Annotated in this window: 16 protein-coding genes; 9 read left to right on the top strand and 7 right to left on the bottom strand. The window is 65.9% G+C overall.

All coding sequences use genetic code 11. The features are described 5' to 3' along the window. Positions 1-38: 38 nt before the first annotated feature. Positions 39-1,526, bottom strand: a complete 1,488-nt coding sequence (gene gatA / locus FUT88_RS10800) for an Asp-tRNA(Asn)/Glu-tRNA(Gln) amidotransferase subunit GatA (RefSeq protein ID WP_147215036.1) — start codon at positions 1,524-1,526, stop codon at positions 39-41. 98 nt (positions 1,527-1,624) lie between these two features. Next, entirely contained in the window at positions 1,625-1,924 is a 300-nt protein-coding gene (gatC, locus tag FUT88_RS10795) for an Asp-tRNA(Asn)/Glu-tRNA(Gln) amidotransferase subunit GatC (RefSeq protein WP_147215034.1), read from the bottom strand. 498 nt (positions 1,925-2,422) lie between these two features. Here gatC and FUT88_RS10790 point away from each other — a divergent pair, with 498 nt between their 5' ends. From FUT88_RS10790 to rodA, 5 genes are all read left to right on the top strand, one after another. Continuing rightward, on the top strand, positions 2,423-3,466 hold the full coding sequence (locus FUT88_RS10790) for a rod shape-determining protein (protein ID WP_004628293.1): 1,044 nt from the start codon (positions 2,423-2,425) through the stop codon (positions 3,464-3,466). A gap of 239 nt (positions 3,467-3,705) precedes the next feature. After that, entirely contained in the window at positions 3,706-4,752 is a 1,047-nt protein-coding gene (gene mreC, locus FUT88_RS10785; RefSeq protein ID WP_147215032.1) for a rod shape-determining protein MreC, read from the top strand. 16 nt (positions 4,753-4,768) lie between these two features. After that, complete coding sequence (mreD, locus tag FUT88_RS10780) at positions 4,769-5,281, top strand: rod shape-determining protein MreD (protein WP_147215030.1); 513 nt, start codon at positions 4,769-4,771, stop codon at positions 5,279-5,281. Positions 5,282-5,323: 42 nt separating this feature from the next. Continuing rightward, positions 5,324-7,729: a penicillin-binding protein 2 gene (mrdA, locus tag FUT88_RS10775; RefSeq protein ID WP_147215028.1), complete on the top strand. Its 2,406-nt coding sequence runs from the start codon at positions 5,324-5,326 to the stop codon at positions 7,727-7,729. A 23-nt stretch (positions 7,730-7,752) separates the two neighbouring features. After that, positions 7,753-8,904, top strand: a complete 1,152-nt coding sequence (gene rodA / locus FUT88_RS10770; RefSeq protein ID WP_037026347.1) for a rod shape-determining protein RodA — start codon at positions 7,753-7,755, stop codon at positions 8,902-8,904. Between the two features lie 36 nt (positions 8,905-8,940). On the opposite strand, the gene FUT88_RS10765 is transcribed toward rodA, so the two are convergent. Next, positions 8,941-10,629: an AMP-binding protein gene (locus FUT88_RS10765; RefSeq protein WP_147215026.1), complete on the bottom strand. Its 1,689-nt coding sequence runs from the start codon at positions 10,627-10,629 to the stop codon at positions 8,941-8,943. A 450-nt stretch (positions 10,630-11,079) separates the two neighbouring features. On the opposite strand from FUT88_RS10765, the gene FUT88_RS10760 reads away from it, so the two are divergent. Next, positions 11,080-12,018, top strand: coding sequence for a LysR family transcriptional regulator (locus tag FUT88_RS10760; RefSeq protein ID WP_009239399.1), 939 nt, complete (start codon positions 11,080-11,082; stop codon positions 12,016-12,018). 72 nt (positions 12,019-12,090) lie between these two features. Here FUT88_RS10760 and FUT88_RS10755 read toward each other — a convergent pair whose 3' ends face one another. The 4 genes from FUT88_RS10755 to FUT88_RS10740 form a co-directional block, all read right to left on the bottom strand. Continuing rightward, positions 12,091-14,721, bottom strand: a complete 2,631-nt coding sequence (locus tag FUT88_RS10755) for a DNA topoisomerase III (protein ID WP_147215024.1) — start codon at positions 14,719-14,721, stop codon at positions 12,091-12,093. 253 nt (positions 14,722-14,974) lie between these two features. Continuing rightward, on the bottom strand, positions 14,975-15,355 hold the full coding sequence (locus tag FUT88_RS10750) for a thioredoxin family protein (protein ID WP_147215022.1): 381 nt from the start codon (positions 15,353-15,355) through the stop codon (positions 14,975-14,977). Positions 15,356-15,417: 62 nt separating this feature from the next. Next, positions 15,418-16,623, bottom strand: coding sequence for a DNA-processing protein DprA (gene dprA, locus FUT88_RS10745; RefSeq protein ID WP_147215020.1), 1,206 nt, complete (start codon positions 16,621-16,623; stop codon positions 15,418-15,420). 25 nt (positions 16,624-16,648) lie between these two features. Next, complete coding sequence (locus FUT88_RS10740) at positions 16,649-17,836, bottom strand: LysM peptidoglycan-binding domain-containing protein (RefSeq protein ID WP_147215019.1); 1,188 nt, start codon at positions 17,834-17,836, stop codon at positions 16,649-16,651. Positions 17,837-18,088: 252 nt separating this feature from the next. Between FUT88_RS10740 and def the strand changes: the two genes are divergently transcribed. Genes def through fmt form a run of 3 tightly spaced genes read left to right on the top strand, consistent with a single transcriptional unit; the run spans position 18,089 to position 21,679 of the window. Next, positions 18,089-18,604 (top strand): peptide deformylase, encoded by a 516-nt coding sequence (def, locus tag FUT88_RS10735; protein WP_092974019.1) that lies wholly within the window; start codon positions 18,089-18,091, stop codon positions 18,602-18,604. A 10-nt stretch (positions 18,605-18,614) separates the two neighbouring features. Next, positions 18,615-20,639 (top strand): ArnT family glycosyltransferase, encoded by a 2,025-nt coding sequence (locus FUT88_RS10730; RefSeq protein ID WP_147215017.1) that lies wholly within the window; start codon positions 18,615-18,617, stop codon positions 20,637-20,639. A gap of 56 nt (positions 20,640-20,695) precedes the next feature. Next, entirely contained in the window at positions 20,696-21,679 is a 984-nt protein-coding gene (gene fmt / locus FUT88_RS10725; protein ID WP_147215015.1) for a methionyl-tRNA formyltransferase, read from the top strand. The last annotated feature ends 12 nt before the right edge of the window (positions 21,680-21,691 follow it).

Below are 21,691 nucleotides of genomic sequence, written 5' to 3'. Positions count from 1 at the left end.
GCGTGCCTCCTGCGTGGAGCGGTACGTCGGAACTGGCCTCAGGCCGCCGGCTGGCGGTTGTGCCAGTCGGTCGCCTGCTGGAACGCATGCGCGATCTGCAGCATGCGTGCCTCTTCAAAATAGTTGCCGATGATCTGCAAGCCAACCGGCAGAGCGTTTGCGCCGAAACCGGCCGGCACGCTCATGCCCGGCAGGCCCGCCAGGCTGGTCGATAGCGTGAAGATGTCTTCAAGGTACATCTGCACCGGATCATCGCTCTTCTCGCCGATCTTCCAGGCCACGGTCGGGGCGACGGGGCCCATGATCACGTCGCACTGCGCGAATGCGTTCTGGAAATCCTGCGCGATGATTCGGCGGATCTTCTGCGCCTGGAGGTAATACGCGTCGTAATACCCGTGGGACAGCACGTACGTACCCACCAGGATGCGGCGCTTGACCTCCCAGCCGAACCCTTCGGCGCGGGACTTGCGGTACATGTCGGCCAGATCGCGGTATTCCGCCGCGCGGTGGCCGTAACGCACGCCGTCAAAGCGCGACAGGTTGGACGAGGCCTCGGCCGGGGCGATCACGTAATACGTCGGGATCGACAGTTCGGTCTTCGGCAGGCTGATGTCGACCAGCGTGGCGCCGAGCTTTTCCAGTTCGGCCAGCGCGGCGCGCACCGTGGCGCGAACGTCGTCGGCCAGGCCCTCGCCGAAATACTCCTTGGGCAGGCCGATGCGCAGGCCGGCCAGGGGGCGGGTGGCATCCGCGCCTTGCAGGGGCTGGCCGAGCAGGCGGCTGAAATCTTCCACGTCGCCACCGCGGCCGGGTTCCAGGCTGGTGGAATCGCGCGGGTCAAAGCCGGCCATGGCAGACAGCAGCAGCGCGCAATCCTCGGCCGTGCGGGCCATCGGGCCGCCCTGATCCAGCGACGAGGCGAAGGCGATCATGCCGTAGCGCGACACCCGGCCGTACGTCGGCTTGATCCCGGTAATGCCCGAGAACGATGCCGGCTGGCGGATCGAGCCGCCGGTGTCCGTTCCGGTTGCAGCAGGCGCCAGATCGGCCGCCACCGCTGCCGCCGAGCCGCCCGACGAGCCGCCCGGCACGTGCTCGAGGTTCCACGGGTTCTTGACCGCGCCGAACGCCGAGTTCTCGTTGGACGAGCCCATCGCGAATTCGTCCATGTTGGTCTTGCCCAGCGTCACCATGCCGGCCGCGCCCAGGCGTTCGACCACGGTGGCGTCAAACGGGCTGACGTAGTTGCCGAGCATCTTGGAGCCCGCCGTGGCACGCCAGCCGCGGGTGACGAACACGTCCTTGTGCGCGATCGGCACGCCGGTCAGCGGCGCCGCGTTGCCGGCCGCGATGCGCGCGTCGGCGGCCCGCGCCTGGGCAAGCGTCGCCTCGGCGTCGACATGGGTAAAGGCGTTGAGGTGCGCCCCGGCCTCGATGCGCGACAGGTAGTGGCGCGCCAGTTCCTCCGCCGAAACCTCCTTGGCGGCGAGTTGGGCAGACAGGGCTTTGATCGTGGATGCGGTCATCGAATACGTTCGGATGGGCTGCCGGCAGCGGCCGGCGACGTCGAATGGAGTGGGCTCAAGGCGGGCGCAGGCGCGCCGTTTACGCGGATTACCGCGGGTTACTCGATCACCTTGGGCACGAGGTACAGGCCGGCTTCGGTGGCCGGCGCGCATTGCTGGTAGTCGGCGCGGCGGTCGGGCTCGGTGACGGCGTCGTCGCGCAGACGCTGGGCTTGCGCCTGAACCTGCTCGATCGGGTGGGCCATCGGCTCAATGCCGGTGGTATCCACGGCCTGCATCTGCTCGACCAGCGAAAAGAACTGGTTGAGCTGCGTGAGCGTCTGCGCGGCCTCGCCGTCGGAGACTTCGATGCGGGCCAGGTGGGCGATGCGTTTGACGTCGGAGAGTTCGAGTGCCATCGGAGTGGATCAGTGAGTGCAGCGGCGGGCGGGCAGCATGCGCGGCTGCGGCAAGCGACGGGTACTGCGCGCAATGCACGCGCAGCGGGGCCCCGAGTGTGCCGATTGGCCGCAAATTTGGAGGTAAACGCCCGCGAAACGCACGAATTATAAGGTATGATTGCCGACTAAATTTCTAAGTCAGCAGGCGACTTCGTGCAGTCACGGACCCTCTGATTAAGTACCCCGGGAACCTCCCGGCAGTCGCACCGTCAGCATCAGGCGACACTTAATCAAAGGTTCCTTGGGGGCCCCCTCTCCGGGCGGCCCAGCCTCGGCAGGATGGCCAGTGCCACGGCACCCCACCGTCGACCACCACGGAGCCCGCGACATTCCCGGGAGCGCAGTAGCAGGATCGGACCGCATGGCATGCCCTTGCGACGTCCGCGCGTTGGTGCAGCCGTTGCGCCGCAATCCTGCTGCTGGGCCGCCCATGACACGAAAAACAGGATTCATTCGATGTTCGGCTTTTTGCGCAGCTATTTCTCCAACGATCTCGCGATCGACCTCGGCACCGCCAACACCCTGATCTACGTCCGCGACAAGGGCATCGTCCTTGACGAGCCGTCGGTGGTGGCCATTCGCCAGGAAGGCGGCCCGAACGCCAAGAAGACCATCCAGGCGGTCGGTAAGGAAGCCAAGCAGATGCTGGGCAAGGTGCCGGGCAATATCGAGGCGATCCGCCCGATGAAAGACGGCGTGATCGCCGACTTCACCGTCACCGAGCAGATGCTCAAGCAGTTCATCAAGATGGTGCACGACACCAAGCTGCTGCGCCCGAGCCCGCGCATCATCATCTGCGTGCCGTGCGGTTCGACCCAGGTCGAGCGCCGCGCCATCCGCGAATCGGCGCTGGGCGCCGGCGCATCGCAGGTCTACCTGATTGAAGAGCCGATGGCGGCTGCCATTGGTGCCGGCCTGCCGGTGTCGGAGCCGTCTGGCTCGATGGTGGTGGACATTGGCGGCGGCACCACCGAGGTGGGCATCATCTCGCTGGGCGGCATGGTCTACAAGGGCAGCGTGCGCGTGGGCGGCGACAAGTTCGACGAGGCCATCGTCAACTACATCCGCCGCAACTACGGCATGTTGATCGGCGAACAGACCGCCGAAGCCATCAAGAAGGAAATCGGCTCGGCCTTCCCGGGTTCGGAAGTGCGCGAGATGGAAGTGAAGGGCCGCAACCTGTCGGAAGGCATTCCGCGCGCCTTCACGGTGTCGTCCAACGAAATCCTGGAAGCGCTGACCGACCCGCTGAACCAGATCGTGTCGTCGGTGAAGATCGCGCTGGAACAAACCCCGCCGGAACTGGGCGCCGACATTGCCGAACGCGGCATGATGCTCACGGGCGGCGGTGCGCTGCTGCGCGACCTCGACCGTTTGCTGGCCGAAGAAACCGGCCTGCCGGTGCTGGTGGCCGAAGACCCGCTGACCTGCGTGGTGCGCGGCTCGGGCATGGCGCTCGAGCGCATGGACAAGCTCGGCAGCATCTTCTCGTACGAATAACGGGACCATGCGCCACGCCGCTCCGCGTTCCGCTGTTGCGACCGATTTCGTGACCGCCGTTCTGGTCACGCCAGCCGCCTTCGCGGACCGCTGAGATGCGTCTCGCGCCGGTGCGCCGTGCTCCGCCCGTCCAGGGCTCGGGCACCGCACCAGCGCCACACCCAATCTGTTGCCGGCAGGCCGTTGACCTTGACGTTGACCGTCACGCGTCTGCCGTGCCCATTTGAAGCGTCCGGGTCATGGATTACTCCCCGCCGCCCCTCTTCAAGCAGGGCCCGTCCGCCACCGCGCGGCTGGTCGCCTTGCTCGCGCTTGCGCTTGCGTTGCTGGTGATCGATGCCCGCATGTCCGTGCTGGGCGTGGTCCGGCAAGTCGTGTCGGTCATCCTGTACCCGGTCGAGCGCCTGGTGCTGATTCCACGCGATACGGCACGCGCCGCGCTCGATTACACGCAGTCGTCCACCAAGCTGGCCGTCGATAACCGCACTCTGCGCGAATCGGCCGTTGCCCAGGCGCAGCAATCGCTGCGCGCCTCGCAACTCGAAGCCGAGAACCGCAATCTGCGCACGCTACTGAATCTGAAGCAGCACGCGGCGGTGCCGACGGTGGCGGCCGAAGTCCTCTACGAAGCACGTGACCCTTATACGCAGCGCATCGTGATCGATCGCGGCTCGAAGGACGGCGTGCGCGCGGGCTACCCCGTCATCGACGACCGCGGCGTGGTCGGCCAGGTGACGCGCGTGTCGCTGTTCGAATCGCAAGTCACGCTACTGACGGACAAGGACCAGGCGATTCCCGTGGAAGTGGTGCGTAACGGCCTGCGCAGCGTCGCCTTTGGCGGTGCCCGGCCGGGCGCGCTGGACCTGCGCTTCATGGCCGCCTCGGCCGATTTGCAACAGGGCGACCTGCTGGTCACGTCGGGGCTCGACGGCGTCTATCCGGCGGGCCTGCCGGTGGCGCGTATTTCGCAAATCGAGCGCAAGGCCGACACCGCGTTCTCGCGCGTGATCTGCGAGCCGGTGGCCGGCATCCGCAGCAACCGGCATCTGCTGATCGTGAAGTACGAATCGGGCTTCCCGCCGCCGACGGATTTGTCGCCCGCGCCAGCGCCCAAGGGCAAGAACGCTGCCCGCGACGCCCGCGAAGAAAAGGACCGCGCCGCACGCGCCGCCGCCGAAGCCAATGTGCCGGCACCCGCGGCCGCAGCCGAAGAAAACACCCCGCCGCCGCGCCCGACCGACGCCGACGGCAATCCGCTGGACACCGATTCAGCGCAAAAACGTTGAAGCGAGGCCATCGATCATGAACTCGCCTCAATACCTGCTGCGCCCGGTCAACCCCGGCTTCATCGCGTTCAGCTTCGTGCTGGCGTTCCTGTTCAACCTGATGCCGTGGGGCCACATGCAGTGGATTCCCGATCTGGTGGCGCTGGTGCTGGTGTTCTGGAACATCCATCAACCGCGCCGTGTGGGCATGGTGGTGGCTTTCCTGCTGGGCCTCCTGATGGACGTGCACGAAGCGCGTCTGCTGGGCGAACACGCGATGGCCTACACGATGCTGTCGTATTTTGCGATCACGATTCACCGGCGCGTGCTGTGGTTCTCGGTGCTGTCGCAGGCGCTGCACGTGCTGCCGCTGCTGGTGCTGGCGCACGCCGTGCCGATCATCATCCGCCTGCTGATGGGCGCACACCTGCCGGACTGGCAGGTCATCCTGCCGCCGCTGATCGAAGCTGCGCTCTGGCCGTTCGCCAACGCCTTCCTGCTGGCGCCGCAGCGTCGCCCGGAAAGCGTCGACGAAACTCGGCCCATCTAAGGCGGCCGATCTGATGCACCCCGCTATTCGCCTTCACCTGGCATGACCGAAATCCGCAACGTCGAACAGGAGCTGTCACGCTTCCGCCTGCGGCTGGCGGCGGCCGCCCTGTTCGTGCTGATCTGCTTTGGGCTGCTGCTGGCGCGGTTCTTCTGGCTGCAGCAGGTCAAGCACGAGCAGTACTCGGCCAAGGCGGAAGACAACCGCATCTCGGTCGCGCCGATCGAGCCCAACCGCGGCATCATCATGGACCGCAACGGCGTGGTGCTGGCGCGCAACTATTCGGCGTACACGCTGGAGATCACGCCGTCCAAGCTGCAGGACACGCTCGACAACACGATCGACCAGCTTGCCCAGGTGGTCGATATCCAGCCGCGCGACCGCCGCCGCTTCAAGCGCCTGATGGAAGATGCGCGCAGCTTCGAAAGCCTGCCGATCCGCAGCCAGCTGACGGACCAGGAAGTCGCGCGGTTCTCGGCGCAGCGCTTCCGCTTTCCGGGTGTGGACGTGCATGCGCGGCTGTTCCGCCAATACCCGCTGGGCGACTCGGCGTCGCACGTGATTGGCTACATCGGCCGCATCTCCGAGCGCGATCTGGACCGCATCGACAACATGAGCGATGCCAACAGCCAGCCCGGCGTGGCGTACGACCCGCGCAAGGATTCGAACAACTACAGCGGCACGGAATACATCGGCAAGGTCGGCATCGAGCAGAGCTACGAAACCGAACTGCACGGCCTGACGGGTTACGAAGAGGTGGAAGTCAGCGCGGGCGGGCGGCCGATCCGCACGCTGTCGACCTCGCAGGCAACGCCGGGCAACAACCTGATCCTGTCGCTCGACATCAACCTGCAGCGGCTGGCCGAACAGCTCTTCGGCAACCGGCGCGGCGCCCTCGTGGCGATCGAGCCGGAGACGGGCGACATCCTGGCCTTCGTCTCGAAGCCGACGTTCGATCCCAACCTGTTCATTGAAGGGATCGACAGCACGACCTGGAACGAGCTGAACAACTCGCCGGACAAGCCGCTGCTGAACCGCCCGCTGCGCGGCACGTATCCGCCCGGCTCGACGTACAAGCCGTTCATGGCGCTGGGCGCGCTGGAGCTGGGCAAGCGCACGCCGCAGTGGGGCATGGCCGATCCCGGCTCGTTCACGCTGGGCAACCACACCTTCCGCGATGACGTACCGGGCGGGCACGGCTGGGTCGACATGTACCGCTCCATCGTGGCGTCGTGCGACACGTATTACTACCGGCTCGCCAACGACATGGGCGTCAATGCCATCCACGATTTCATGAAGCCGTTCGGCTTCGGGCAGGTCACGGGCATCGACATCGAGGGCGAGCGTACCGGCATCCTGCCGTCCACCGAGTGGAAGCGCAAAGCCTACAAGCGCCCCGAGCAGCAGAAGTGGTACGACGGCGAAACCATCTCGCTGGGCATCGGCCAGGGCTACAACAACTTCACCATCCTGCAGCTCGCGCACGCGATATCGACGCTGGCCAACAATGGCGTGGTGATGAAGCCTCACCTGGTGAAGGCCGTTGAAGATTCGCTGTCCAAGTCGCGCTCGCTGACGGTGCCGACGGAGAGCTACCGGATTCCGCTCAAGCAGGCCAACATCGACGTGATCAAGCGCGCCATGGTGGGCGTGAACCAGGCCGGCACGGCGGCCAAGGCGTTCATCGGTGCGCAGTATGTGTCGGCGGGCAAGACCGGCACGGCGCAGGTGTATTCGCTGGGCAAGAACGAAAAATACAACCACCACGCCATTCCCGAAAACAAGCGCGACCACGCGTTGTTCGAAGCGTTTGCGCCGGCGGACCATCCGAAGATCGCACTCGCGCTGATCGTGGAAAACGCGGGCTTCGGCGCTGCATCGGCCGCGCCGATCGCACGCGCGGTGATGGACTATTACCTGACCGGCAAGTGGCCCGCGGAGCTGGCTGCCACCGCGCCGAAACCGCAGCAGCAACCGCCGGTGGATACGCCGAGCGTGTTCTCGACCGGCAAGACGGCCACCATCGCCAGCGCAACGGCTGCACCGCCGGTGGCGGTTGAGCCGGCATCCGGGGTCGCTGCCGCTTCGGGCGTGGCCGCTTCCGCCGCCGGTGCTGCGACCGCCGCTTCGGCGCCGGCTGCGTCGTCCGTGGCGGCAGGCGGCACGCGCAGTGCGCCGCCGCTGTCGCCGGACCTCGTAGCACCGGCCCTGCGCGAGGCCGGCACCAGCGCCGAGGCCGTCGCCCCGGCCACGCTCGACGCCCAGGTGCTGCAGGCGCTGTCGCATGCGCAACCGGCGCCAGAACTGCCGCCGCGCGGACGAGGCAACGCTGCCGCACCGGCTTCGGCGCCGGCCACCGCCCCCAAGGGGGCGAAGGACGCCAAGCCCGGCAACAAGCCGGCACCGAAGCCCGCGCAGAAACCGGCCTCCAAGCCGGCCGCGCCCTGATATTTGCGCTTGAGGATTTCGCCATGGACAAACTGGACAAGCGCCGCATATTCAACGTCATCAAGTCGCTCTTCACGGGCTTCGATGGCCCGCTGGCGCTGATCGTCTTCCTGCTGCTCGGCACCGGATTGATCGCGCTGTACTCGGCCGCCATCGACATGCCGGGCCGGGTGGAAGACCAAGTCCGCAACATCCTGCTGTCGTTCGTGCTGATGTGGATCATCGCCAACCTGCCGCAGCAGACGCTGATGCGCTTTGCGGTGCCGCTCTACACCGTCGGCGTGGCGTTGTTGATTGGCGTGGCGGCGTTCGGGCTCATCCGCAAGGGCGCGCGGCGGTGGCTCAATATCGGCGTGGTGGTCCAGCCCTCCGAGATCATGAAGATCGCCATGCCGCTGATGCTGGCGTGGTACTTCCAGAAGCGCGAGGGCGTGATCCACTGGTACGACTATCTGGCGGCCGCCTTGCTGCTGCTGATTCCCGTCGGGCTCATCGCGAAGCAGCCGGACTTGGGCACCGCGCTTCTGGTCCTGGCGGCAGGCATCTACGTGATCTACTTCGCCGGGCTGTCGTGGCGGCTGATCGTGCCGGTGCTGGTGGTTGCTGTGACGGCGATCACGCTGGTGGTGTCGTTCGAGTCGCGCATCTGCGCGCCGGGCGTGAACTGGCCGATCCTGCACGACTACCAGCAACACCGCGTCTGTACGCTGCTCGACCCGACCACTGACCCGCTCGGCAAGGGCTTCCACACCATCCAGTCCATCATTGCGATCGGCTCGGGCGGCGTGACGGGCAAGGGATGGCTGAAGGGCACGCAAACCCACCTCGAGTTCATCCCCGAGAAGCACACCGACTTCATCTTCGCGGTGTATTCCGAGGAATTCGGGCTGGTAGGCAACGGTGTGCTGCTGTTCCTGTATCTGCTGCTGATCCTGCGCGGGCTCTTCATTGCCGCCAACGCGGGCACGCTGTTCGGGCGCCTGCTGGCCGGGTCGATCACGCTGATCTTCTTCACCTACGCCTTCGTCAACATGGGCATGGTGAGCGGCATCCTGCCGGTGGTCGGCGTGCCGCTGCCGCTCATCAGTTACGGGGGGACGGCGCTCGTCACGCTGGGCATGGGCATCGGCATCCTGATGAGCATCGCCCGACAGAAACGCTTCGTGCAGACCTGACAAAACGGCCGCCAGAATTTGGCGGCGTTTCGTTTTTCAGGCGGCGATGGCGTCTTCGCGCAGCAACCTTCGCAGCACCTTGCCCGTCGCGGTAGCGGGCAGCGCATCATGGAACTTCACGCGCCGCGGCACCTTGTAGGGCGCCATGTTGTCGCGCGACCAGGCAATCAGCTCGGCTTCCGAGAGCGTCACGCCGCTCATCGGCACCACGTGCGCACAGACGACTTCGCCCTTGTCGGGATCGGGGATGGGCGTCACGGCCACTTGGCGGATGCCCGGGTGGCGCGACAGCAGCGCCTCGACCTCCTCCGGAAACACGCTGTAGCCCGAGACCTTGATCATCTCCTTGATGCGGCCCTGCCATTGAAGGTAGCCGTCGGGCGAGACCTGGCCGATATCGCCGGTCCGCAGGAAACCGTTGTGCAGGACGGCGCGCGTGGCCTCGTCGCGCTGCCAGTAGCCGCGGAAGACGCCGGGGCTGCGGATGGTGATTTCGCCGGCCTGGCCCGGCGGCAGTTCCGCGCCGGTGTGCGGATCGACGATGCGTACCTCGGTCTGCGGGACGATCTTGCCGTGCCAACCCCAGCGCGGGGCATCCGCAGGGGTGATGGCATCGCAGGTGTGCGTTTCCGATAAGCCATAGGCGGCTTCATAGATGCGGCACTGCGGGCCTGCAAAGGCACGCCACCGGTCGGCGATGGCTTCGGTCAGCGTGACACCGAAGCTGGTGCATGGGTTGGCCACCAACGATTCCATGCGGTATTGCGCGGCATCCGGATGCGCCATGACCGCCAGGTTCATTGGCGTCATGCTGTACCAGCGTGTCACGCGATAGCGGTCGATGGCCTGCAGCACAGCCAGGGGATCGAACCGATAAAGCAGGATGGTCGTCGCGCCGGAATACAGCATCACGTTCATGCCCATCAGCATGCCGGCGATATGCGACAGCGGCGCCACCGCCAGCATCACGTCCGATGCGTGGATGCCGCTGACCTGCACCGTGACGGCCGTTTTGTACAGCGCGTTGCGGTGCGTGAGCATGGCGCCCTTCGGGCGTCCGGTGGTACCGGAGGTGTAGACCATCAGCGCAACGTCGTCCAAGTTCACCTGGATGGCGGCCACGGCGTTGCGCTCGGCCACATCCACGGGTTCGGCCATCAGCTGCATGAGGTCGAGCTGCGCGGCGCCCGGCTTGTTCTTGAGCGGCGGCGCAGACGAGGCATCGGCGGCAATCAGCTCGGGCGGCACAGCCAGCGCCTTGCGGCACGCAGGCTGTGAGGGCTGCAGATCGGCATAGCGCGTGGTGATGACGGTCGTGACCGACGTGCCCGGCCGCGCGGCCTCGACAATCGGCATCAGGTCAGCCGCGGCCACCAGAATCTTCGCGCCGCAATCGGCCAGTTGGTCGCGCAGTTCATGCTGACGCGACAGCGGCCCGCACGGCACGACGATGCCGCCCAGCTTGGCCGTGGCCAGATGGGCCACGATGGCTTGCGGACAGTTGTGCAGGAACAGCGCAACGCGATCGCCGCGTGACACGCCCAGCCGCTGCAATTGCACGGCCAGCCGCGTCGACGCCTGATCCAGCTCGCGCCAGCAGATTGTGCGGCCGTACCACAACAGGGCGATGCGCTCGGGCGTTTGCTGCGCATGGTGGGCGCAATACCGGTGCAGAGGCATTTCGCCCGCCAGATAGTGGACCGGTTCGCGATTCTGGATGGTCATGTGGTGTCTCCTCGGCCGTCGGCATCGCGGGGCGATACATCGGCCGTGATGGCTGCCCTCGTTGCGGGGCGCTCATGCGGGTCAGGGTTCGCGGCATCCATCGTTCAAGTATGGCGAGGCCTTCTGACCACCGCCGCACCGATTTGCGCAAGACTGCGTTCCACCCACGATTCGGGCCAAACATGACCTGGCACAAGACGAACCCACGAAAATCTACCGCTCGGTATAGAGTCTCGACGCAAATCTGCTGTTGCGTCAATCGGTGAGAAGTCGGATACGCAGCCTCGGCAACGAAATATCTCAAATGGAGCTGGGGCGGCATTCTCACATGAGCGTGTGCTCACATTCAAGAATTACCCCTAGGCAGTGAATTGCTTCTGACAATATTAAATATTTGCTGTCACGACAGATTTGTTCTATTTTTGACAACAAATTATGTGAGAGGCCGGAATGGATCGTTTGCAGTCGATGCGGGTGTTTTCCAAGGTGGTGGAGCTCGGCAGCTTCGCCCGGGCGGCACAGCATCTGTCAATGAGCAATGCCGTGGTCACGCGTTACGTGGCCGACCTCGAGGCGCATCTCGGCACGCGCCTGCTCAACCGCACCACGCGCAGCCTGTCGCTGACCGACGTGGGCGAAACCTACCTGCAGCGCTGTGCGCAGATCCTGCTCGACATTGACGAGGCGGAATCGCTCGCCACCTCGCGCAGCCAGGCGCTGGTCGGCGGCCTGCGCATCGTCGCCCCCGTCATGTTCGGGCTGCACGTGCTGCCGATGCTGCTCGCGCGTTTCCAGCAGCTCTATCCCGAGGTGACGTTTGACGTGGCGCTGTCCGATCGCCCGATCGACATCGTCGAGGATGGCCGCGACGTCGGCATCATGGTTTCAGAACTCGGCCTCGGCTCGCACCTCGTCGCACGCCGCATGATTTCCGCCGAGATGGTCATGGCCGCCACGCCGGCCTACCTCCGCCAGCATTCCACGCCGCAGCGCGCCGAAGATATTGCCGAGCACCGCGTCATCGCCATGTGGCACCCGCAGCTGCGTCACGAATGGGAGATGAGCACGCCCGACGGTCAGTCGATTTCGGTGCCGGTGCAGCCATCGCTCGTCACGAGCAATGCCGAACTGATGCACCGCGCCGTGCTCGCCGACATGGGCATCGCGATTCTGTCGTCGTACATGGCGCGGCCGGATCTGGAATCCGGACGACTGGTGCGCGTGCTGCCGCAATACAAGCTGCCGCATCGGTCGCTGTCGCTGGTGTACCCGAGCCGCAAGTTCCTGCCGACGAAGGTCCGCACGTTCATCGATTACATGCTGGCCCAGGCGATGGAAGTGAAGCACAGCGAGGCGCGCGCCGGCCGTGGCCTGAGCGAAGCCGCATAAGCCGAGCCGCATCGCCAAAACAAAACGGAGGACAGTGTCCTCCCGTTTGCATTGATGCCTGCGAAACTGCGTTCAGGTTTCGCTGGTGCTTTCCTCGTCGGCCTCGGCTTCAGCGGCTTTCTTGCGCGCCGGGGTCTTCTTGGCGGCCGTCTTGCTTGCGGTCTTGGCGGGCGCCTTCTTGGCAGCGGGCGTCTTGGCAGCGGCCGTGGTCTTCTTCGCCGCGGTCTTGGCGCCGGGCTTGCCCTTGCCTTCGCCACGCGGCTCGAATTCGAAGCCGATCTTGCCGTCCGGCTGCTTGACGAGGAACGCCTTGAAGTTGCGGCCGGTGCGCGCCGACTTGAAGCCTGTCAGCAGGTCGGTCTTGCCTTCGGTCAGCAGCTTGGCCAACTGCTCGCGGCTGATCTCCTGCTGCAAGATGATCTTGCCGGTGGTGAAGTCGCAGGTCTTGGGCTGCGCCACGGCGTTCTCGCACACGTACTTCAGACCGTGCTCGTAGACATTGCCGTTGCACTTCGGGCAGTGACCGACGCTTTCCTGGCCAGAGAAATCGACCGGCTCGCCGTCGTCTTCGTCGTTCTGGCCGAAGTCGAACTCCATCTTCCAGTGACCGTCTTCCTGCGCCAGCTTGAGGATGGCCGCAAACGGCCGGCCCATCTTGCTGCGGAAGCCCTGCAGCGGGCCGATGGTCTTGTTGGTCAGCAGCTCTTCCACCTCGTCCAGCTCGAACTGGCGGCCGCCCGGAATCTTGCTGATCGAGAAGTCGCAGTGGCTGCAGGCGAAACGGCGGTAGTTTTCTTTGACCACGTGGCCGCACTGCGGGCACGGCGTGGAGAGCGTCGCGTAGTCGCCAGGGATGGTGTCGCTGTCGTATTCCTTGGCGCGCTTGACGATCTGCTGCGTCATCTGCGCGATCTCGCGCATGAATTCGTCGCGCTCCAGCTGACCACGTTCGATCAGGGAAAGCTTGTGCTCCCAGCCGCCGGTCAACTCGGCTTGCGTCAGTTCTTCCACGCCGAGGCCGCGCAGCAGCGTCATCAGCTGGAAGGCCTTGGCCGTTGGGATCAGCTCGCGGCCCTCGCGCACGAGGTACTTTTCCGTCAGCAGACCTTCGATGATGGCCGCGCGTGTGGCTGGCGTGCCCAGGCCCTTGCCGGCCATGGCTTCGCGCAGCGCGTCGTCGTCGACGAGCTTGCCGGCACCTTCCATGGCCGACAGCAGCGTCGCTTCGTTGTAGCGTGCGGGCGGCTTGGTGGTCAGGCCGACCGGCTCGACCTTGTCGGTCTTGACCTTCTCATCCTTGGCGACCGGCACGAGGTTGGCGTCTTCGCCCTGCGCCTCGCGGCCGTACACGACCAGCCAGCCCGGATTCACCAGCACCTTGCCTTCGGTCTTGAAGTGATGCCCGGCCACCTCGGTAATCCGCGTGGTGACCTGGTATTCGGCGGCCGGGAAGAACACTGCCAGGAAACGGCGCACCACCAAGTCGTACAGTTTCTGCTCGGGCTCCGAGAGGTTCTTCGGTGCCTGCAGCGTCGGGATGATGGCGAAGTGATCGCTGATCTTGCTGTTGTCGAAGATCCGCTTGTTCGGCTTGACCCACTGGTTGGCGAGGATCTTCTTCGCGTGCGTCAGATAGTTGGGCGAGCTTTCGCCCAGCATGTCCAGCGTCTGCTTGACCGTGCCCATGTAGTCTTCGGGCAGCGCGCGCGAATCGGTACGCGGGTAGGTCAGCACCTTGTGCTTTTCATACAGCGCCTGCGCCAGGCCCAGCGTGTTCTTGGCCGAGAAGCCGAAGCGGCCATTGGCCTCGCGCTGCAGGCTGGTCAGGTCGAACAGGGCCGGCGACATCTGCGTCGACGGCTTCGATTCTTCCGTCACGGAACCCGGCTTGTCGCGGCACGCAGCCACGATGCTCTTGGCCTCGGCCTCGCTCCACAGACGCGAATCGCGCTGCTCTGGATCGAACTCGTTCTTCTTGAACTTCGGGTCAAACCAGCGGCCTTCGTACAGGCCGGCCGCGGCGATGAACTCGGCGCGCACTTCCCAGTAATCGCGCGGGACAAAGCGTTTGATCTTCTCTTCGCGCTCCACCACGATCGACAGCGTGGGCGTTTGCACGCGGCCCACGGTAGTCAGGAAGAAGCCGCCGCCCTTGCTGTTGAACGCGGTCATGGCGCGCGTGCCGTTGATACCGACCAGCCAGTCGGCCTCGGAACGGCAGCGGGCAGCATCGGCCAGCGGGATCATCTCTTCGTCGCTGCGCAGCTTGGCAAAGCCGTCGCGAATCGACTGCGGCGTCATCGACTGCAACCACAGACGCTTCACCGGCAACTTGGTGTTTGCGTGTTGCGCGATCAGGCGGAAGATCAATTCACCTTCGCGCCCCGCGTCACATGCGTTGATCAGGCTGGTGACGTCCTTGCGCTTGATCAGGCGTGTCAGCACCTTCAGGCGTGATTCCGACTTGGCGATCGGGCGCAGGTCAAAGTGCGGCGGGATCACGGGCAGATGCGCGAAGCTCCATTTGCCGCGTTTGACTTCGTATTCATCCGGCGCGGCAATCTCGACCAGGTGGCCAACCGCCGACGAGAGGACGTAGTCGTCGCTCTCAAAGTACTCGTCGTGCTTGGTGAAGCCACCCAGCGCGCGCGCGATATCAGCGGCGACCGACGGTTTTTCGGCAATGATGAGAGCCTTGGACATGTGAGCGGATCCTGGCGATCGCAAGTAATCGGGTAAAGAAGAAGTCGCTTTTCTATAACGACCGTTCGCGTGTTTTTTTAGAGTCTTATGGCAACGCCTGCCGACTTCAAGTGCCGGCGACGCTTGTCAGCGCGCCCATTTGGGCGTCCTCAATGTTCGGCCGGCCCAAATTTGGCCGCCAATCATAAGCGCGGTTCCTTTTCAGGCGCAATAGAGTGGCGCATGCGGCGCTTGGCGTTGTCAAGGCCTGCAATCACGCCGATTCCAGCAGCCAGCCTCGCAAGTCGGGGGCCGCAACTACCGCGGAAGCCGTGCTCAGATCACGCGAAAGCAATCCCTCAACAACGCCCGCATGAGGCAAGACGGGGCCGAAAAACAACACATCGCTCCCTCGCTGCACCAGCAGGGTCGGAAAGTTTTCCACGTCGAAATCGCCCAGCGCGTCGGCATGGTCTTCCACATCGACCCAGACAAAGCAGCACTCCGGATGCCGCTGCGCCAGTTCAGTGAAGGTCTTGCGATAGGCGCGGCACGTGCCGCACCACTCCGCGCACAGGCACGCGACCAGCAGTTGCCCGGAGCGGATGCCCGCGTGCAGCGCAGCGGCGTCGGTGTCGGGCGAGAGCAGTGGCATGAAAAACGGGGCTGAACGATCAGCGGAGTGGCGGACGGGTCGCGCCTATTGTAGGCACGCTTTCACGGAAGCCGCAGGAAGCGTCCGCCCGGCTGACGCTCGACGCGGCCATCCAGCTCCAGCGCCAGAAGCTGTGCGGAGAGCGCGGCCGCTGCCTGGCCGGTGCGCTCGCACAAGGTATCCAGATCGACAGGGTCAAAGCCAAGCGCGTCGAGCAATGCGGTTTCGGCAGCACTTGACTCTTGGCGAACGGGGACCGATGCGGCCGCGGACGCCTCGGCCGCTACCCCACGCGTCGCCCGTTTGGCCGGCGCTGCAGCACGCCCCCAGCCAAGTTCGTCGAGGATATCGGCGGCGGTTTCCACCAGCTTGGCGCCTTGCTTGATCAACAGATGGCAGCCCTTGGCCAGCGGCGAATGGATCGACCCGGGAATCGCAAACACATCGCGCCCCTGCTCGGCCGCCAGCCGCGCCGTGATCAGCGAGCCGGACTGCGCCGCCGCTTCCACCACCAGCAGCCCGCGCGCCAAGCCGGAGATGAGGCGGTTGCGGCGCGGGAAGTTCTCGGCCCGCGCGCCCATGCCGAGCGGGTATTCGGAGATGATCACGCCAGCCTCGGCAATGCGATGCGCCAGCGCCCGGTTGCGGGCCGGGTAAACAATATCCAGCCCCGTACCCACGACTGCGATGGTGCTGCCGGGGCCGGCCAGCGCGCCTTCATGCGCCGCCGCATCGATGCCGAGCGCCAGGCCCGACACGACCGTCACGCTTGCCGCCGACAGCGCCTGGGAAAATGCCCGGGCGTTGTCGATGCCGGCCGCCGTGGCGCTGCGCGCACCGACCACGCCCACCGCGGCCGCGCGCAGCAGGGAGGCGTCGCCCTTGGTGTACAGCAGGGTCGGCGGGTCCGGCAGTTCGAGCAGGCGGGGCGGGTAGCCCCGATCGGCCAGTGTGAAGATGGCATTGCCCGGCTCGTTCACCCAGGCGACGGTGCGCTCGATCAGCGCTGACAGCGTCTCGTCGGGCTCGGCGAGCACCGCACGCGCCTGACGCTCGGGAAGCACCTTGGCGAGCGCGGCATACGGCTGGGCGAAGATGTCTTGCGGCAATCCGAAGGCCGCCAGCAACTGCCGCGCGGCCACAGGCCCAACGCCCGGGGTTTCAGTCAGACGCAGCCACGCGGCCAGTTCAGCCGGATCGCGCGTACAGGAAAGGGAAGCAGTGGAATCGGCCGCAGCGGACGCCGCGGCCTGGGATGCATCGGTCAAATCGAGGACTGCGGTAGCGCGTAGTTCAGGGTTGCTGCGACATCGGGTTGCTGACGCTGTCGCCCACTTCCACGGCGTTCGACGCGTCCGTCACCAGCGCATAGGCCACGTGCGGGAACACGCGGAACACAAAGGCGAGGCCGTAGCGCTCTGCGGGCAGTTGCACGGCTTCGTTGCCAGCGGTGGCGTCTTTCACGAGTGCGCCAGCGCGCGCCAGCGACAGCACGTGGCCAGGCTCCAGCCCCTGCTGACTGCCGATGTTCAGCACAACCACCTGGTCGGTGCCGCCGAAGCGCACACCGCCGGTCACCTTGGCGACCGCGCCGTGCACGTCACCTTCCGGCGCATGCGGCACATAGCGCACCGGCACGCGCGGCGGCAGCGGCATCAGTTGCGAGCCGACGCCCATTTCTTCCTTGGACGACAGCACCTCCATCTTGGTCACCGCCTGCGGGCCGGTCGCCGCACGCACCACGCGCAGCGTGCCGAGGAAGTCGGCTTCGTAGCCGAGCACGTTGCCCGTGACCGGATCCTTGAGCGGACGGACTGGGCGATACGCCTGCCATTCGGTGCCAGCCTGCCCGCCTTCGCCTTCCGGCAGGCCGCGGGCGTAGGCGTTTTCGCCCTTGCCCAGATAAACGCGGCCTTCGGGCAGCGAGAAGATGCGCGCCGGCGTGGCCAGCGTTTCTTCATCCACGACGATCGGCTGGGTGAGGAACGGCTCGATGGCGGCGGCGGGAATGCTGGAGATGGCGTCACCGTCCTGCCCCGACACGCGGGTATGCGGCGACAGGCGCACCGTGCTGCCATCCGCCGACGCCGGCGAACTCGACAGCCACGCGCGGCCATTGGCGTGATGCAGATACAGGATCTGGCCCGGATAGATCAGATGCGGGTTGCGGATCTGCTCGCGGTTCATGCCCCAGAGTTCGGGCCAGCGATAGGGCCGCTTGAGGTACTTGCCGGAGATCGCCCAGAGCGTGTCTCCACGGCGCACGGTGTACTGCGCAGGCGCGGTGGGGGACAGTTCGGATTCGGGGATGCCCGCTTGGGCAGCCGTCGCGGCCTGCGCCTGTTGTGCCGGCGTCACAGTGCGCTCGGCAGCGTGGGCGGCGCCCATGCAGAAAAGCGCTGCCGCGGCAACCGCCGACAGGGCGCAAACGTAAGACTGGCGCGCTTTCATGGCGGTTTGCATGGCGGGCTGGGAGTGCATCGGTGTGTTACGATGGCGCATTATTCTATGAAGAATCGGCGAGTGGTCCGCGGGCCTGTTCGACGCCTCACCGCCGCAGCTGTACGCAGTTCTGCGCTGCAGCAAGAGGGGTATGGCATCCAACATTCGTCAGGCTTTTTCCTAAGCCATGTGGCGGATAGCGCCCCCGATTCTGCATGACATTCCAAGCGATCGCAATTGAAGGCAACCCCTCGTTAGCGTGGCCTTCTGCAACCGTTGTTGCCAAGCATCATGGCCCTACTGAATATCCTGCAATACCCTGATCCGCGGCTGCACAAGGTCGCCAAACCGGTCGCCGTGGTGGATGACCGCATCCGCAAACTGGTGGCCGACATGGCCGAGACCATGTACGAGGCGCCGGGCGTCGGCCTGGCCGCCACGCAGGTCGACGTGCACGAGCGCGTGATCACCATCGACGTGTCGGAATCGCGCGACGAGCTGCGCGTGTTCATCAACCCGGAAATCATCTGGGCCAGTGATGAGCACAAGGTCTGGGACGAAGGCTGCCTGTCGGTGCCTGATATCTATGACAAGGTCGACCGCCCGGCCCGCGTGCGCGTGCGCGCACTGAACGAGAAGGGCGAAACCTTCGAGCTGGAGGCCGACGATCTGCTGGCCGTGTGCATCCAGCATGAGATGGATCACCTGATGGGCAAGGTCTTCGTCGAATACCTCTCGCCGCTCAAGCAGACGCGCATCCGCTCCAAGCTCAAGAAGCATCAACGCGACGCCGTGCCCCAGCGTTGAACGTGTTCCCATGCCTGGCGACGCCGACGCGCGCACCCGCTCCATCCCGCTGATGCCGATCGCTCCCGCCGACGCAGGCGCTAACGTAAGCCCACGCCGCCTGTCGGCGCTGCTGGTGCGGCACTGGCGTGCCGTCGTCGTGCTGATGCTGTGCGCGTATTTTGTGGCGGGCACGTTCTGGCGCGCGCCATGGAAGGCGGACGAGCCGTATTCCTTCGGCATCGTCATCAACATCATCGAGCGCGGCGACTGGGTCGTTCCCAACGTCGCCTTCGAGCCGTTCGTCGAAAAACCCCCGCTGATGTACTGGACGGGCGCACTCGCCGCGCTCGCGCTGCCCGACATGCCGCCGCACGAAGCCGTACGCGTGGCGGTGCTGTTCTGGATGGCGCTGACGTGCTGGGCCGTCTGGCGCACGGCGCGCCTGCTGCGCAGCGAAGCGCGCGACTGGCGCTTGCGTGTGGGCGCAGACTTGGCCCGGGGGCGCCCCGGGCTGACGTTGGCCGCACGCCGTGAAGCCGGCCTCGACGCCGGCGGCGCGGCACTGCGCGACTATGCGCTGGGCGCGCTGCTGCTGTTTGCCGGCTGCGTGGGACTGGTCGAGCACGTCCACAAGTTCATTGCCGATGTCCCGCAACTGGCCGGCACGGCGCTAGCGCTGTACGGCCTCGTGCGCTTCGTCAAGGAGAGCGAAACCGGCGGCGCCAAGGGCGTCGACGTCCTGCGACCCGCACTGTGGTTCGGTACAGGCATCGGCGTGGCGTTCCTCGGCAAGGGCGTGCTCGTACCGGGGCTGTTCGCGATCACCCTGTTGGCAGCGATTGCGCTGCTGCCAGATTTCCGCAACCGGCAGGCATGGCGCTTCTATGGCCTCTCGCTGCTAGTGGCACTGCCATGGCTGGCGATCTGGCCGGCCATCTTCTGGCACGAATCGCCGGATCTGTTCATCGAATGGTTCTGGGTCAATAACCTCGGCCGCTTCTTCGGCTTCTCGCATCTGGGCGGCGAGAAAGGTGCGCTGACAACGACCATCCGCTCGATCTTCCTGACCGGCACGCCGGCTGTGTGGCCGGCGGTGGCCGTGCTCGGCGTGTCGCTGTACAAGCTCGTGCGGCAGCGCGGGCATGGCGCGCGCACGGCGTGGCTGTTGCCGTATCAAGGGCACCTGGTCGTTGCGCTGTTCGTGTTGGCGACGATTGCCGTGGTGCTGCGCTCGGCGGTGCTGCGCGATGTCTACCTGATGCCGCTGCAACCGGCGCTGGCCCTGCTCGGCGCGCCGATGCTGCTGCTGATCGCGCCAGCGTGGCGCGCGCGCGCATGGGGCGCGGCGGTGGCGTTGTTTGGCGTGGTGGGTCTGGTGGTGTGGGCCGTGTGGGGCGCGCTCGTGACGAGCGGCGGGCAGTTGCTGCCGGGCTGGCTGGCCAAGATGCTGGGCCGCGTGCTGCCATTGCCGTACGACATGCTGGTCCACCCGTTCGCCGTCTTGGCGGCGGCTGCCATCACGGCGCTATGGGCCGCCTGCGTCTGGCTGCGGCCGGCGCGTTCCGGTGTGGTCGCATGGGCGGCCGGTCTGGGGATGGTGTGGGGTCTGCTGGGCACGCTTTTGATGCCCTGGGTGGACGACGCCCGCAGCTACCGGCCGCTGTTCCAGGCCATCAAGCCCGTGCTCGAATCCGCGCAGATCTGCGTCGCCACGCGCGGCATGGGCGAAAGCGAGCGCGCACTGATGCACTACGAAACCGGCGTACGCCCCGTCAAATGGCTGCTCGGCCACAGCGGTGCCGGCGACGATCACCGCCCGAACCCGACCGCCCGCACCTGCGACCTGATACTCGTGCTCGAAAAACGCCCGGAACACGCCCGGCGACGCCCGCACGGCAACAACTGGGAAATGGTGTGGCGCGGCAGCCGTCCGGGCGACACCAACGAAACCTTCTCGCTGTTCCAGCGGCGCGGCAATGGCGTGCCCGAGGCACTGCCGTCGCCGGAGCCCATCGTGCCGCTCACCGACACGCCGCATCGCGGCCGTCGCTAAGCCAATGCGCTACGCTGTCGTGTAGCGCGCTTCCCCTCGATTTCGGTTTTCCATCCATGACGTCCACCCTTCGCGTAGCGTTTGCCGGCACGCCTGAATTTGCGCAGATTGCCCTGGCGGCGATCCACCAGGCCGGCTTTCCCGTCGTTGCCGTGCTGAGCCAGCCCGATCGCCCCGCAGGCCGCGGCATGCAATTGCAGGCAAGCCCCGTCAAGCAATACGCCGTCACACATGGGTTCGCGCCGATCCTCCAGCCGCCGTCGCTGCGCCGCACGGGCAAGTATCCGCAGGAAGCCGCGGAAGCCATCGACGCCTTGGCCGCCCAACGCCCCGACGTGATGGTCGTCGCGGCCTATGGCCTGATCCTGCCGCAGGAAGTGCTCGATCTGCCGCGCTTTGGCTGCATCAACATCCACGCGTCGCTGCTGCCGCGCTGGCGTGGCGCCGCGCCCATCCACCGTGCAATCGAAGCGGGCGATGCCGAATCGGGCATCACGCTCATGCAGATGGATGCAGGCCTGGATACCGGCGACATGATCGCCATGGAGCGCGTGCCCATCGGCCTGACCGACACGACCGGCACGCTGCACGACACGCTGGCCGCGCTCGGCGGACGCATGGTCGTGGAGGCGCTCACCAAGCTGGCGCAAGACGGCAAGCTCGACGCCACGCCGCAGCCCGCCGAAGGCATCACGTATGCCGAGAAGATCGCCAAGGACGAAGCCGCGCTCGACTGGTCGCGCCACGCCGCCGCGTTGCTGCGGCAGGTGCATGCGTTCAATCCGTTTCCCGGTGCATCGGCTGCGCTGGATGGCGTGGCGATCAAGTTCTGGCAGGCTGAGGCGCTGGCCGATCGCCCGGCTGACGCAGAACCCGGCACGGTACTCGCCGCCAACGCGGAGGGCGTCACCATCGCGTGCGGCGCCGGCGCGCTGCGCGTGACGCAGTTGCAGAAGCCGGGCGGCAAACGCCTGCCGGCGCGCGAATTCCTGCAAGGCCTGGCGATCCAGCCCGGCCAGCGCTTCGCATCGCGCAGCTGACCACGCCATCTA

This window comes from Ralstonia sp. TCR112 (genome assembly GCF_007997035.1).
GTDB lineage: Bacteria > Pseudomonadota > Gammaproteobacteria > Burkholderiales > Burkholderiaceae > Ralstonia > Ralstonia edaphi.
This window is presented reverse-complemented; position numbering and strand designations above follow the sequence as displayed.